Source organism: Aquimarina sp. TRL1, assembly GCF_013365535.1.
Classification (GTDB): domain Bacteria; phylum Bacteroidota; class Bacteroidia; order Flavobacteriales; family Flavobacteriaceae; genus Aquimarina; species Aquimarina hainanensis.
Map to the genome: position 1 here is coordinate 3,902,490 of NZ_CP053590.1, position 14,986 is coordinate 3,917,475.

At 34.9% G+C, this 14,986-nt stretch carries 12 protein-coding genes; 7 read left to right on the top strand and 5 right to left on the bottom strand.

Features of this window, described 5'->3' with window-relative positions:
- Positions 1 to 169: 169 nt before the first annotated feature.
- Positions 170 to 1,672, top strand: coding sequence for a hypothetical protein (locus HN014_RS15975; protein ID WP_176029852.1), 1,503 nt, complete (start codon positions 170 to 172; stop codon positions 1,670 to 1,672).
- A gap of 73 nt (positions 1,673 to 1,745) precedes the next feature.
- Here HN014_RS15975 and HN014_RS15980 read toward each other — a convergent pair whose 3' ends face one another.
- The 3 genes from HN014_RS15980 to prfB all read right to left on the bottom strand — a co-directional run bounded on the left by HN014_RS15980 (position 1,746) and on the right by prfB (position 4,359).
- Positions 1,746 to 2,747 carry a hypothetical protein gene (locus tag HN014_RS15980; protein WP_176029853.1) on the bottom strand — a complete coding sequence of 334 codons (1,002 nt, stop codon included), beginning with the start codon at positions 2,745 to 2,747 and terminating at the stop codon, positions 1,746 to 1,748.
- A 153-nt stretch (positions 2,748 to 2,900) separates the two neighbouring features.
- Positions 2,901 to 3,242, bottom strand: a complete 342-nt coding sequence (arsC, locus tag HN014_RS15985; protein WP_176029854.1) for an arsenate reductase (glutaredoxin) — start codon at positions 3,240 to 3,242, stop codon at positions 2,901 to 2,903.
- Between the two features lie 18 nt (positions 3,243 to 3,260).
- A protein-coding gene (gene prfB, locus HN014_RS15990) for a peptide chain release factor 2 (RefSeq protein ID WP_176029855.1) occupies positions 3,261 to 4,359 on the bottom strand; the annotation gives its coding sequence in 2 pieces (ribosomal slippage) (positions 3,261 to 4,295 and positions 4,297 to 4,359; 1,098 coding nt in all).
- 192 nt (positions 4,360 to 4,551) lie between these two features.
- Between prfB and HN014_RS15995 the strand changes: the two genes are divergently transcribed.
- Together HN014_RS15995 and HN014_RS16000 are read left to right on the top strand one after the other, a co-directional pair.
- Entirely contained in the window at positions 4,552 to 6,885 is a 2,334-nt protein-coding gene (locus HN014_RS15995) for a zinc-dependent metalloprotease (RefSeq protein WP_254884022.1), read from the top strand.
- Positions 6,886 to 6,909: 24 nt separating this feature from the next.
- On the top strand, positions 6,910 to 7,920 hold the full coding sequence (locus HN014_RS16000; RefSeq protein ID WP_176029857.1) for a low specificity L-threonine aldolase: 1,011 nt from the start codon (positions 6,910 to 6,912) through the stop codon (positions 7,918 to 7,920).
- A gap of 77 nt (positions 7,921 to 7,997) precedes the next feature.
- Here the strand turns inward: HN014_RS16000 and HN014_RS16005 are convergent, their stop codons facing one another.
- Positions 7,998 to 8,318 carry a YegP family protein gene (locus HN014_RS16005; RefSeq protein WP_176029858.1) on the bottom strand — a complete coding sequence of 107 codons (321 nt, stop codon included), beginning with the start codon at positions 8,316 to 8,318 and terminating at the stop codon, positions 7,998 to 8,000.
- Between the two features lie 234 nt (positions 8,319 to 8,552).
- On the opposite strand from HN014_RS16005, the gene HN014_RS16010 reads away from it, so the two are divergent.
- A complete protein-coding gene (locus HN014_RS16010; RefSeq protein WP_176029859.1) occupies positions 8,553 to 9,656 on the top strand; it encodes an OmpA family protein in 1,104 nt (367 codons plus the stop codon).
- A gap of 74 nt (positions 9,657 to 9,730) precedes the next feature.
- Here the strand turns inward: HN014_RS16010 and HN014_RS16015 are convergent, their stop codons facing one another.
- Positions 9,731 to 10,054, bottom strand: coding sequence for a YbaB/EbfC family nucleoid-associated protein (locus HN014_RS16015; RefSeq protein ID WP_176029860.1), 324 nt, complete (start codon positions 10,052 to 10,054; stop codon positions 9,731 to 9,733).
- A gap of 70 nt (positions 10,055 to 10,124) precedes the next feature.
- On the opposite strand from HN014_RS16015, the gene HN014_RS16020 reads away from it, so the two are divergent.
- From HN014_RS16020 to HN014_RS16030, 3 genes are all read left to right on the top strand, one after another.
- On the top strand, positions 10,125 to 12,263 hold the full coding sequence (locus HN014_RS16020; protein WP_176029861.1) for a S9 family peptidase: 2,139 nt from the start codon (positions 10,125 to 10,127) through the stop codon (positions 12,261 to 12,263).
- A gap of 74 nt (positions 12,264 to 12,337) precedes the next feature.
- Positions 12,338 to 13,378: a PLP-dependent cysteine synthase family protein gene (locus HN014_RS16025; RefSeq protein ID WP_176029862.1), complete on the top strand. Its 1,041-nt coding sequence runs from the start codon at positions 12,338 to 12,340 to the stop codon at positions 13,376 to 13,378.
- A gap of 248 nt (positions 13,379 to 13,626) precedes the next feature.
- Positions 13,627 to 14,886 (top strand): aminotransferase class I/II-fold pyridoxal phosphate-dependent enzyme, encoded by a 1,260-nt coding sequence (locus tag HN014_RS16030; RefSeq protein ID WP_176029863.1) that lies wholly within the window; start codon positions 13,627 to 13,629, stop codon positions 14,884 to 14,886.
- Positions 14,887 to 14,986 lie beyond the last annotated feature (100 nt).

The window sequence follows — 14,986 nt, forward strand, 5'->3', positions numbered from 1 at the left end:
CAGAAGAAGGATTAAAAAAGTACAATAGTAATAATTTATACTTATCATAAGAAAAATGTATATGATGTTTTTTTTAAAATGGTTTAAAATTATTTTTTTTGCAAAAAAAAGAAATAGATGTATTAATCTATTGATTTATTGGTTTTTAATACGAATTAATATAGAAAAAATGACAAGAGGTAAAATTAGTGTTGTATTTATTTTAGTTATGATGATTTTTGGATGCTCATCAGAGAATGATGTGCAAGAAGAAAGCTTTTTGGATACAGTTATCACGCTAGAAAACCCTATCCTGGAAAACATATTATTAAATGAATTGGTGATTGATACGGATTCTGATGGAAAAGGAGATGCAAGTCTGGATCAAAATAAAGATGGAAAAATTCAAAAAACAGAAGCGGATGCAGTTTTTAATATGATTCTTAAGAGAAGTGATTTGCAAGGGGGAGATGAAAAATTAACATCCCTAAAAGGAATTGAATATTTTGAAAACTTATTTACTCTGGATGTAAGTGGGCATGATTTAGAAACGTTAGCATTAACAAATTTAGAAATAAGAGAGTTGGTAGCTGATGAGAATGCTCTTAGATCTGTCGATACTAAAAAACTTCCTAATTTAGAAAAGGTATCGTTACAGAATAATCAGTTAGTTGAAGTAGATTTCTTTTGGAATCAAAAACTTCATACTATTGAATTGGATAATAATAAGCTGATAACATTAGATATTAATGCTCATGAAAAAGTAGTTTCGTTATCAGTAGCTAATAACCGATTGTCGCGGTTACTTTTGAATATTGACAAAATTGAACTTTTGCAAAATCTTAATGTTGTAAATAATGAGTTGGAATGTATTGGAGTGCCAGATGTTATCTATGCAGATACGAATATCAGTTGGAAAAAAGATACAATTACATTGTATGCTACTGATTGCAATCGTTCTGAAATCATTGTCTTTACAAATGAAACATTCAAAGAAGTGCTTCGTTTTGAAAAAGTTGTTTCATTAAATGGAGTTAACCTAGATAGTGATGTAGATTTTAATAATGATGGAGAAATTTCGTTGATAGAAGCAGAAGCAGTTAGGGAATTAAACTTGAAAGATAAAGGACTTAACAGTTTGGATGAGATTAAATATTTTAAAAATCTAGAAAGGTTGAATATTGATAATAATCAAATTGCGGTACTAAATCTTTCTAAGAATCTGCACTTAAAAGATATTCAGGCAGAAAAAAATGGGATGACGGCTATCGATTTAAGTAAGAATCAAAAGATAGAAAGCATAAAACTATTTCAAAATAACTTAGTGAAGCTAGAAGTAAATAGTGAAGCACTAAGAGAATTGTCATGTGGCTTTAGTGGGCTTCAGGAGTTATCAATTCCATTGAGTAAACATGTAGAACATCTCTTTTTAGCAGGTAATGAACTGACATCTGTAAATATATCTCATCTTACCAAGATTAATTATCTGAATGTTTCCGAAAATAAACTGACATTTTTGAATATTAATAATGGAAATAATGAAGTACTTCAATCATTAGATACCAGTGATAACCCTGAACTACAATGTGTGCAGGTAGATGATATAGAGAAGGCAGAAACGTACATGAATTCGAATACTTCTTATGAGTGGGTTAAGGATACTCATACACAATATAAAAAAATATGTGAATAATAGTTTTGACATATTTAAAAATAAAAAAGCTCAGGAATTCCTGAGCTTTTTTATTTTTAAATAACGATGATTGTTACTTAACGATGACTTGTAAACCACATGATTGGTTAGCGGTTATGATTTTAGTTCCTTCTCTGGATGACATTCCTGCGCTAAAGGTATAATATTGATTTTTAGTGCAATCTATAGTAGAAACACTACTTCCATTTCTTATAACAGAACCGTTATTGGAGCCTTCTGCATAGAGGTAGATATCTTGTCCGGTTTGGTTGATAACAATTGCATAGCTGTTTTGAGCATGACTTTTTGCCATTTGATTTCGCTCCTTAATACGTTTGTATTCTGCAGAGTTTCTCCAGTCTTCATTTTTCTTTTTGATAGCCTTGAGGGTGAGATCAAGTACTGATTTAGTGTGTGCTACTTTGTTAGCATTTTCTGCTTTTTTAATCCATGTAGCATAGTGCTCTTTTTGTTTTTTAAAAGCGGTATCCAGATACTGCTGAAGTTTCTCATGGGGCTGTAACGCATTCATCTTTTTGGGAGACTTCATCGTCTCTTTCATTAACTTAAATTTACTCACTTTTTTGGGTTGATATTCCAGTACGGCCAGGAGGGTGTAGTTATCTTTATCTTTCCAGTTTTCAATCATATAGATTTTTTGGTCCAGAAAAACCAGTCTGTTTCCGTCTGTATAAGGATTAATTCTGGGAGCAAAACCGAGCTCCTCTTGCATTGATTTATTTCCTTCAAAAACCTTTTCTATGTATGTGATAGGGTATGCTTCATTATCAGGAAGAAACATAAGTTCTTTATCTTTGTCTGGTCGATCAGGATCCCCACCGCGTATCATATAAACTTCTTTGTGTTCAGGGAAAATCCTATAGTCTTTAATACTGGTAATTCGATATGTTAAGTCTCTGAGACCCCCTTCGTACTTTCCTGAAGAATTTCGGGTTGTTAGGTAAGAAAGATAGTTCCCCTTTTGAATATTGGTCAGCTGTTGGGTTTGATCTTGTGCTCTGGAAAAATCAATAAAGCAAATTATCAGTAATGTGAGCCAAGTAATTTTTTTCATATATAGTGTTTTAGTAATACGTCGCAAGTATAAGAAGCCCACTAAAAGTGAATATAAATTACTTAATGAATAGCGAAATGAATTTGTAAGCAGTAAAAAAGAGTTACTTTCCTGAGAAAACAACTCTTTTAGATAGTATGATATATTCTTCTTTTAAAGAATATTTTTTACATTTTCAGGAGGTCTGCCTATAACAGCCTTATTATTGTTGATTACAATAGGACGCTCAATGAGCTTTGGATGTTGACTCATAATTTCTATAAGCTCCTGATCACTGTATTCATTTCCTTTGAAATTTTCTTTCCAGATAGCCTCATTTTTTCGAATGAGCTCGATTGGTTTTATACCCAAAAGAGAAATGATTTCAGATAATTCTTCTATTGTAGGAGGAGTGTCTAAATATTTGATAATGTTCACTTCTTTTGTGCTTTCTTCTACAATAGCCAGCGTCTGTCTGGATTTACTGCATCTGGGATTGTGATATATTGTTGTCATAATTATTATACGGTTGTGTTATTCATCGTTTCGCTGTCCCATCATCATTAGATATGCTTTTAAAAATGGGTTAATATTACCATCCATTACAGCATCTACATTTCCGGTTTCTTCACTGGTTCTAACATCTTTAACCAATTTATAGGGGTGCATTACATAATTGCGAATTTGAGATCCCCATTCGATTTTCATTTTAGAGGCTTCTATCTCATCACGTTGCGCTTGGCGTTTTTTTAATTCGATTTCAAACAGTTGTGATTTTAGCATTTGTAAAGCTTTTTCTCTATTGTCATGCTGTGACCTGGAATCTGAACAAGAAATCTGAATTCCTGTAGGGAAGTGAGTTAATTGCACTTTCGTTTCTACTTTGTTTACATTTTGTCCTCCGGCTCCACTGGATCTAGAGGTGATGATTTCGTATTCAGAAGGGTTAATGGCTACTTCGATACTATCATCTGCAAGTGGATAAACATAGATGGAAGCAAAGGAAGTATGACGCTTAGCATTGCTGTCAAAAGGAGAAATTCTGACAAGGCGGTGTACACCATTTTCACCCTTGAGCCATCCAAAAGCATACTCGCCTTCAATTTCTAAGGTGACTGTCTTAATTCCTGCAACATCTCCTTCTTGATAATTGAGTTCTTTTACTTTGTATCCTTGTTTTTCTGCCCACATTAAGTACATTCGCATAAGCATGCTTGCCCAATCACAACTTTCCGTTCCTCCGGCTCCAGCTGTAATTTGTAATACGGCACCCATATTATCACCTTCATCACTCAACATGTTTTTAAATTCCAAATCCTCAATAACAGTAATAGATTCATTATAGCGATCCATTACTTCCTGCTCGCTACTTTCTCCTTCTTTATGAAATTCGAAGAGAACTTCTAAATCATCTACCAAAGAGACTGCTTTGTCATAATCTGCTACCCACTTTTTTTCTGCATTTAAGGCTTTCATTATCTTTTCTGCCTCCTGTGCATCATTCCAGAAATCGGGAGCAAAGGTTTTTTCTTCTTCGTTAGTTATTTCTATAAGTTTGGCATCAATGTCAAAGATACCTCCTTAACGCAACCAGGCGCTTTCTAAGATCTAATATCGTCTCAGTATTGATCATAATCGTTTACTTTTTTGGCAAAAATAAGATTTAACAATTCAGCAAGAAACAAATTTGATATAATTTTATAGTTTTAGGCTTTTATAAAATTTTAACATTATGAAGGCTTCTTTTTTTAAAAAATATAACTTTTTCTTGTTTTTATTGATAGGATTGTTATCACATGGGCAATTTTTAGAAAAACAAAAAAATATGTCTTCTTATAAAGGTTTTTTTGATTTTTATTACAGTCAGGAGGAGGATAAGATATTTTTAGCAGTGGATCAACTGGATACAGAGTTTTTGTATGTGTATTCTCTTGCTTCGGGATTAGGGTCTAATGATGTAGGTTTGGATAGAGGAAAAATAGGAAATGGGGTTGTGGTTAAGTTTCAGAAAGCCGGAAATAAATTGTTATTAGTTCAGCCAAATCTGAAATACAGGGCGATTACTTCCAATGAGTTAGAAAAAAAGAGTGTGGGGCAAGCTTTTGCCAGTTCTGTCTTACATGGTTTTCCGATTAAAGAAACAAAAGGGAATACGTATATAATTGATATCACATCTTTTCTATTAGAAGATGTTAATGGGGTTATCGGGTTGTTAAAAAGGCGTAAAGACGGGGTGTATTCGATTGATAAGAGCCGGAGTGCTATTCAGTTAGAAAGAACCAAGGCGTTCCCTAATAATGTAGAATTTGAAGCATTGGTTACTTTTAAAGGAACACCAAAAGGGCATCAAGTTCGGTCTGTGGCTTCGGATGCTCGTTCTTTTAGTTTGGTACAGCATCATTCTTTTGTAGCTTTGCCAGATAAAGGGTATAAAAAAAGAGTTTTTGATCCTAGAAGTGGAGCAATTTCTATATCGTATCTGGATTATGCTACTCCTGTACAAGAGCCAATCGTAAAAAGGTTTGTGACACGACATCGTTTGGAAAAGAAAGACCCTGCACAGTCAATAAGTGAGGCAAAAGAACCTATTATATATTATTTGGATCCGGGAGTGCCAGAGCCTGTAAAATCGGCCTTACTGGATGGAGCAAAATGGTGGGGTGAAGCATTTGAGGCTATTGGGTTTAAAAATGCTTTTCAGGTAAAAATGTTACCTGCAGATGCAGATCCGATGGATGTACGGTATAATGTTATTCAATGGGTGCATCGCTCGACGAGAGGTTGGAGTTATGGGGCAAGTGTTGTGGACCCCCGAACAGGAGAGATTATAAAGGGTCATGTAAGCTTGGGAAGCTTGCGAATACGGCAAGATTTCTTAATAGCCCAGGCATTGTTGAACAAACCTTTCGAGCAAAGAGATGATAATTATAATGAGATGTTGGAAATGGCGCTAAGTCGTATACGTCAATTATCAGCTCATGAGGTGGGGCATACTATTGGGTTTGCACATAATTTTGCAGCAAGTATGCATAATAGAGCTTCTGTTATGGATTATCCGCATCCGCTTATTACACTCAAAGATGGGCAGATTGACCTGTCGAATGCATACGCTGTAGGAATAGGAGACTGGGATAAAGTGACTGTGGCATACAGTTATTCTCAATTTGAAGCTGGAATAGAGGAGAAAAAAGCGTTGAATGCAATTTTGGATAAAGCATATCAGGAAGGGCATCGATTTATCTCAGATAGTGATGCGAGACCCCCTGGAGGGGCACATGCCGGAGCACATTTGTGGGATAACGGCGCAAGTGCTTCAGAAGAGTTAAAAAGGGTACTTGAAGTACGTAATACTGCGATTGCACATTTTTCTAAAGATAATATCAGAAGCGGAGAACCCTATACTGTTTTGGAAGATGTATTTGTTCCTTTGTACTTTTTTCACAGGTATCAAACAGAAGCAGCAGTAAAGTTGATAGGAGGATTGTCTTATAATTATGCTGTGAAAGGAGATGAGCAACATATTACTTCGGTAGTTTCTAATGTGGAACAACGAGTAGCACTTAATACATTGATAAAAACAATATTGCCGGAAACACTGGCAATTCCACAAGATAAATTAAAGCTATTTCCTCCGAGAGCTTATGGGTATTGGCGAACAAGAGAATCATTTAAAGGGAAAACAGGAGTGAGTTTCGATCCGATTAGTGTAGCAGAGACGGCCAGTGATATGAGCTTGTCATTATTACTCCACCCTCAGAGGGCTTCGAGATTAGTGCTACAAAAAGGAATGGATTCTTCTCAGTTAGGATTGTCAGAGGTTATGGATGAATTGATTGCCGAGGTTTTTAAAAAGAAACAAAAAGATGGGTACTATCAGGAAATTCAGGAGGTTGTAAAACGGAACTTGCTGAAATATTTAAAGAATTTAAGTGTGCATAAAGAAGTATATCCTCAGGTGAATGCAATAGCACAGGCTAAACTTATTTCGATTATGGATATGCTTAAAAAAAGTACAGCTCAGGGAGCTCAGCGAATGTATGATCAATATTATGAAAAACAAATTCGGGACTTTATGAAAAAGCCGGAAGGTTTTAAAGTGATTTCTGCTCCAAAAATTCCGGATGGCTCTCCTATAGGAAGTGATTCTTGCATGTATTAATTAAAATGTATAGTTGTAAAAGAAATGAAAGTAGACCTTAGAAGTGATACGGTAACCAAACCTACTCCAGAGATGTTAGAAGCGATGATGTGTGCAGCAGTAGGGGATGATGTGTATAAAGAAGATCCAAGTGTGAATGCATTGGAGGAAAAACTCGCCACCATGTTTGGTAAAGAAGAAGCGTTGTTTTTCCCTTCTGGGAGCATGGCGAATCAGGCAGCAATTAAATTGCATACCAATCCCGGGGAACAATTAATAGCGGATCATTATGCGCATGTTTATAACTATGAAGGAGGAGGAGTGTCCTTTAATAGTGGTGTTTCCTGTAAGCTACTGGTTGGAGAACGAGGAAGGATCACATATGATCAAGTACAGGAAGCTATAAATCCTCCGGATTTTTATCACAGTCCTAAAACAAGTTTAGTGTGTATCGAAAATACAACAAACAAGGGAGGAGGGGCGTGTTATGATTTTTCAGAAATAGAAAGGATAAAAGAGGTTTGCAGAACACATAGATTGGGGTATCATCTGGATGGAGCCCGAATATGGAATGCATTGGTAGAAAAAAAGGAGCGCCCGCTTCAATACGGAGCTGTATTTGATACGATTTCTGTTTGTTTGAGTAAAGGTTTAGGTGCACCGATAGGATCTGTTTTATTAGGAGATTCGGTTATTATGAAAGAGGCGATAAGGGTTCGAAAAGTACTTGGAGGAGGAATGCGACAAGTAGGGTATATGGCAGCAGCAGGTTTATATGCTTTGGAACATCATATCGATCGATTAGCCGAAGATCATAAGAAAGCAAAAGAATTGGAAGAAACCCTCAAAAAAGCTTCATTTGTCTCAGAAGTAGCCCCAGTGGATACTAATATTGTTATTTTTAAAATAAAAGGAGACGCACAAAAATTTATTGCAGATATGGAGGCAAAAGGAGTCCTTTTTTATGGGATGGGAGAAGGGAAGTTGCGATTTGTTACTCACTTAGATTATACACAAGAGCAGCACAACTATGTGCTGAAGCTTTTGAAAAAGTAAAAACATTAGAAATTATATATCGTAAGGGATGTCCAGACAAATAAATTTCTAATGTTTTTATAAACACTTAAAAAAAATTAAATTTCATTGATTTGTGCATCAACAGCATTTTGTTTTACAGAATTAATTCCGTTTTCCATACCGGATTCTGAGGTATACATCTGACTACTACCGATTACCTGGCCATTAGAAGCTTTTAAGTTAAAGAAGAATCTTCCATCCTTAGCTGTTTTTCGTTCATATCGATTATCCTGTGAAGCATTTTTCTGAACAGAAGCAATTCCATTTTGAGCAGCAGCTTTGCTGTTGTAAACTTCACTACTTAATATCACCTGTCCGTTTTTTGCTTTGAGTGTAAAATGATATTGTGATCCTTCCTTATTTTTAAGTTCAAACATAGTGTCAAATTTTAGTTATTACTAATGATGAATTTGATAAAAATATGGAATTAAAAGGAAAATGAAAAATATATTCTGATCTCAAAAACCTTCTGGATTGCCTTTTGTCGAAAAAAAGAACAAGTGGTCGAAAAGCGTCTTTTTTTTAAACTAAGAGTTGGAAGTCCTGTTTTTCATGTATTTAATTTTGTACCTTTAAAAATCAACAAGTAATAACCACATAAATAATCGACTATGAAAAAAATCGCTTTACTAGTGTCTTTTTTAATTTTAGGTACAGGGCTTAAAGCTCAAGATTTACCCCAAAATCCGGAACCAGGGAAATGTTATGTTCGCTGTACTACTCCAGATGTGTATGAAAATCAAGATGTACAAGTGATGGTAACTCCTGAGTATAAAAAATTAAAATCGTATCCAGCAACTTATGAAGTTGTTACTGAGAAAGTTTTAGTCAAAGAAGCATCTAAAGTATTAACTGTTATTCCTGCTAAATACAAAACAGAAACGGTTACTTATGTAAAGAAACAGGGAGCTTCTACATTAAAAGTTATTCCTGCAAAATTAGGAAATGGGTCTGAAACAGTAGAAATTAAACCTGCATATGCACAATGGGAATTAGGAGCGCCTGCACCTGATTGTGCTTCTTCTAATCCTGATGATTGTCGTTACTGGTGTTATAAAGGATACCCGGCAGAGTTTACAACAATTCCTACCAAGACATTAGCAAGTAATGCAAATGTGCAGAAATCGCCTATATCTGAGCAAACAGCAACATATACTAAAAGAGTGGTTTCTGAACCAGCTAGAGTTGTAGAAAAAGAAATTCCAGCACAATACTCTACAGTAAAGAAAACGGTATTGGTAAAAGATGCATATTCAGAAGAAATTGTTGTGCCAGCCACTTATAAGACGGTGAAAAAAGAGGTTGTTTCTAAAAAAGGAGGATTGACTACCTGGAGAGAAGTAGAATGTTCTTTAGTGGAGTATTCTGCGTTACCAATCAACTGGAACTTAGGAAGCGCAACATTAACGGCACAAGCTAAAAATATTATTGATACCAGATTAATGCCGGTATTGGCAAACAACCCGGGAACTAAAATGGAAATCGCTTCTCATACAGACTCCAGAGGTAGTAAAGCTAGTAACAAAGATCTTTCTGACAGAAGAGCAAAAGCGGTAGTTGATTACCTGATAACAAAAGGAATTAATACGAGCCGTTTGGTAGCAAATGGATATGGAGAGAACAGATTGAAGAATAGATGTGCAGATGGAGTTTCTTGTACAGAACGTCAGCATGCAGTAAACAGAAGAACAGAATTTAGATTAATCAATAATTAATCAAATAGAGACTAACGAACAAAAAAACGGAAGCTTTTAAGCTTCCGTTTTTTTGTTATATAAAGAAAATAATATTACTTAAACATATCCATTCCTGGAATATTAGGCATTCCTTCTTTAGCTGCTGCAGCCAACTCTGTTTCATGAACCTGAGAGGCTCGGGTAATTGCCTTATTGATTGTTAAGGTTAGGTAGTCTTCTAATTGCTCCTTGTCCTCTAATAATTCATCACTAATGCTAATGTCTTTTATTGTGCGATTAGCAGTGATAGTTACTTTTAGTAATTGATCAGAACTTGTCTCGTCTAGCAAAACAGTATCAAGTCTTTTTTTGGTGTCTTCAACCTTTTGCTGGGCTTCTTTTAATTTACCCATCATTCCCATCATGTCTCCAAACATTTATATGTCTTTTAAGAATTAGTTAAGAACAAAATTAGTACTTTGCTTGTTAATAAACTAAAATAATATTATGAAAAGTCTGAAGGTTATGTTCCTATTATCACTTATTTTTGGAGCTTCGTGTAATACTAATTCAAAGAAGACATTGGAGACAGAAGTGCATCAACCACCAATTGCTGAAAAAAAAGAAACATATCATAAAAAACATGGGGACCGACGCTTGGATAATTATTTCTGGTTAAAAGAAAGAGAAAACCCTGAAGTGATCGATTATCTTGAAAGAGAGAACGATTATAATGATAAGATGACGGCTCATACAAAAGATTTTCAGAAAAATCTTTTTGAAGAAATGAAAGCAAGAATTAAGGAGGAGGATGCTTCAGTACCATATAAATATAACGGATACTGGTATATAACCAAATTCGAAAAAAATAAAGATTATCCTATTTACCTAAGAAAAGAGGAGCGTCTGGATGCCAAAGAAGAATTGCTGTTTGATTGTAATAAAGAAGCAGAAGGTCATAGTTATTTTAATATGAAAGGCCTGAATGTAAGTCCCGATAATTCTTTAGTAGCTTTTGGTGTTGATACAGTAAGTAGAAGAAATTACACTATTCGTATAAAAAACCTGAAAACGGGGGAGTTGTATCCAGAAGCGATTGATGCTTCTACCGGATCCAGTACCTGGGCAGCAGATAATAAAACATTGTTTTATACTAAGAAAGATCCCAAGACACTTAGATCACATAAAATTTACAGACATATCCTGGGAACACCAGCATCAGAAGATGTAGTTGTGTATAGTGAAGATGATGATACTTTTAATACTTATGTGTACAAGACAAAGTCAGATAAGTATATCATTATAGGTTCTAATAGTACTATGACGACAGAGTGCCGTATCGTAAAGGCAGATGCGCCTCTGGAAGAATTTAAGGTTTTTCAGGAAAGAACACGAGGACTCGAATATTCGATTGCACATTATGGAGATGAGTTTTATGTGTTGACAAATAAAGACAATGCCACTAATTTTAAATTGATGAAAGTTTCGGAAAAAGAAACAGCAAAAGAAAATTGGGTGGATGTAATTCCTCATAGAGAAAATGTCTTATTAGAAGATATCGAAATTTTTAAAGATTATCTGGTTATTACAGAAAGAGATAATGGTCTTAATAAAATCAATATAAAAAGATGGGATGGCAAGGCTGATTATTACCTGCCGTTTGACAATGAGACTTATACAGCATACATAGGTACCAATCCTGACTTTGATACACAAGTATTGAGATATTCCTATAATGCATTGACAACTCCAAATTCCGTTATCGATTTCGATATGGAAACTAAGGAGAAAGAAGTCAAGAAAGAACAGGAAGTTCTCGGAGGAGGATTTGATAAAGAAAATTATGTTTCAGAAAGAATCTGGGCGACAGCAGCTGATGGAACTAAAATTCCAATGTCCTTAGTTTATAGAAAAGGAATACAAAAAAATGGAAAGAATCCAGTATTGCAATATGGATATGGTTCGTACGGATCAACGATTGACCCTTACTTCTCTACAGTTAGATTAAGTTTATTGGATAGAGGGTTTATTTTTGCAATAGCTCATATAAGAGGGAGCGAATATTTAGGAAGAAACTGGTATGAAGACGGGAAATTGCTAAAAAAGAAGAACACTTTTACAGATTTTATTGATTGTTCTAAGTTTTTAATAGCAGAAGGATATACTACTCCAGAACATTTATATGCAATGGGAGGTTCAGCTGGAGGATTATTGATGGGAGCAGTGATGAATTTGGCACCAGAATTGTATAATGGAGTTGTAGCAGCGGTTCCATTTGTAGATGTGGTAACAACAATGCTTGATGATTCGATTCCTTTAACTACCGGAGAATATGATGAATGGGGGAATCCTAACGAAAAAGAATATTATGAGTATATGAAATCGTATTCGCCATATGATAATGTAGCGGCAAAAGAGTATCCAAATGTATTAGTGACAACAGGATTTCATGACTCGCAAGTACAATATTGGGAACCTGCAAAATGGGTAGCCAAATTAAGAGAATTAAAAACTGATAAAAATGTTTTATTACTGCATACGGATATGGATGCAGGTCATGGTGGGGCTTCAGGAAGATTTGAAGCGCTAAAAGATGTGGCGGAAGAATATGCATTTTTATTAGATTTAGAAGGGATAAATAAGTAATTAAAAAAAATAACGTAACTTCGTGAAGTTTTTGTAACGTTTTGAAAAAATAAAAAGGCGTTAAACACTACCTTATGAGAGAAGACATACAAGCGTATAACAATGTTCTGGAGCTTATAGGTGACACCCCACTTGTTAAACTTAACAGAATAGTAGAAGACTTTCCTGGGAATTTTTATGCTAAAATAGAATCCTTTAACCCGGGACATTCCACAAAAGACAGAATCGCACTTTACATTATAGAAGAAGCAGAACGTCAGGGAATCCTTAAGCCGGGAGATACCATTATTGAAACAACCAGTGGAAATACTGGTTTCAGTTTGGCAATGGTGAGTGTAATAAAAGGATATGAGTGTATTCTGGCAGTTAGCTCCAAGTCATCTAAGGATAAAATAGCGATGCTAAAAAATATGGGGGCCAAAGTATATGTTTGTCCAGCTCATGTTAGTGCGGATGATCCTAGATCCTATTATCAAGTAGCCAGACGATTACATGAAGAGATCAAAGGATCAGTGTATATAAATCAGTATTTTAATCAATTAAATATTGATGCGCACTACAATTCTACAGGTCCTGAAATATGGAACCAAACAAATGGTAAAATTACACATTTAGTAGCTTGCTGTGGAACCGGAGGAACTATCTCAGGAACAGCAAAATATTTAAAAGAACAAAATAGTGATATAAGGATTTTAGGAATAGATGCGTATGGATCTGTTCTGAAGAAATATCATGAAACCAGAGAGTTTGACGATAAAGAAATTTATCCATACCGAATAGAAGGATTAGGGAAAAACCTGATTCCTACGGCAACTGATTTTGATGTAATTGATCAGTTCGAAAAAGTAAGTGATGAAGATAGTGCTCATACAGCAAGAGAACTGGTTAGAAAAGAAGGATTGTTCTTAGGATATACTAGTGGTGCTGCTGTTCAGGGAATAAAGCAATTTGCAGCATTAGGTGAATTTACAGAAGATAGCAATATTGTTGTAATATTACCAGATCACGGATCCAGGTATATGAGTAAAGTTTTTAGTGATGATTGGATGATGGAACAAGGTTTTTCAGATAGTAATCACGAATTAGAAGATATAAAAGTTCAGTTTGTTAAGTAGCTAACGGTATAAACTGATATAGAAAATAAAGCATTATAAGGATGTATCTTATAGTGCTTATTTTTTTTGAGAATTATTTTAATAATATAAGAATACTAGTAAATAAGAATTGTTTGCTCTTTCGTAAGAGTATAGTAGAAAATAATAATGACAATTTTGGATATAATGAAACTCAATGGAGATAATATTATGTCATGAACTCGATTTTATGTATTTTCGCAATCTTAATAAAGTCAATTTTTTGATAAATGAAAGATTTATTTGATAAGATATACAAAGATAAAGGACCATTAGGGAAATGGGCAGATCAAGCAGAAGGATATTTTGTTTTTCCTAAGTTAGAAGGACCCATATCTAATAGAATGAAGTTTCAGGGAAGGGAAGTAGTAACATGGAGTATCAATGATTATCTCGGATTAGCAAATAAAGAAGAGGTGAGAAAAGTTGACGCAGAGGCAGCAGCGGCCTATGGATCTGCATATCCTATGGGAGCAAGAATGATGAGTGGGCATACTGACCTTCATGAGCAATTACAGGATGAATTGGCTGCTTTTGTCAATAAAGAGGCAGCATATTTATTAAACTTTGGATACCAAGGAATGGTTTCTACCATTGATGCTTTGGTTACCAAAGATGATATTATCGTATATGATGTAGATGCACATGCGTGTATTATAGATGGGGTTAGACTTCATCAGGGACAGCGATATACCTATAGACATAATGATATGGCTAGTATTGAGAAAAATCTGATGAGAGCTACCAAAATGGCTGAAAAAACCGGAGGGGGAATACTATTGATCTCTGAAGGAGTTTTTGGGATGCGTGGAGAGCAAGGAAAGCTAAAAGAAATTGTAGCCCTAAAAGAAAAGTTCAATTTCAGATTGTTTGTAGATGATGCACATGGATTTGGAACCTTAGGGAAGACAGGAGCTGGAACAGGAGAAGAACAAGGAGTTCAGGATGGAATAGATGTGTATTTTGCTACTTTTGCAAAATCTATGGCTAGTACTGGAGCTTTTATTGCTGCTGATCAGGAAATTATTAACTTTTTGAAGTACAACCTACGATCTCAGATGTTTGCTAAATCATTGCAGATGCAATTGGTGGTTGGAGCATTAAAAAGACTGGATATGATCAGAACAATGCCAGAACTTAAAAATAAACTTTGGGAGAATGTCAATGCGTTGCAAAACGGATTGAGAGAAAGAGGGTTTGACTTAGGAACTACTCAGAGTTGTGTAACTCCGGTATACTTAAAAGGAAGTATTCCTGAAGCAATGGCATTGGTAAAAGATCTTAGAGAAAATTATGGGATTTTCTGTTCTATTGTAGTGTATCCGGTAATCCCTAAAGGATTAATTTTATTAAGATTAATTCCTACAGCTTCTCATACACAGGAGGATATAGATGAGACTCTTGCAGCTTTCTCTGCTATTAGAGAAACACTGGAAAATGGAACATATAGAAAAATCTCTGCGGAATTAATTTCTGTAATGGGAGAATAAATATTAACAGTCTTTATAAAGGCTGAATCCAAACAGAAAAAGGAGTTTACTTGATAAAGTAAACTCCTTTTTTATTTCGTACAATTGTTTTTTGAATTTT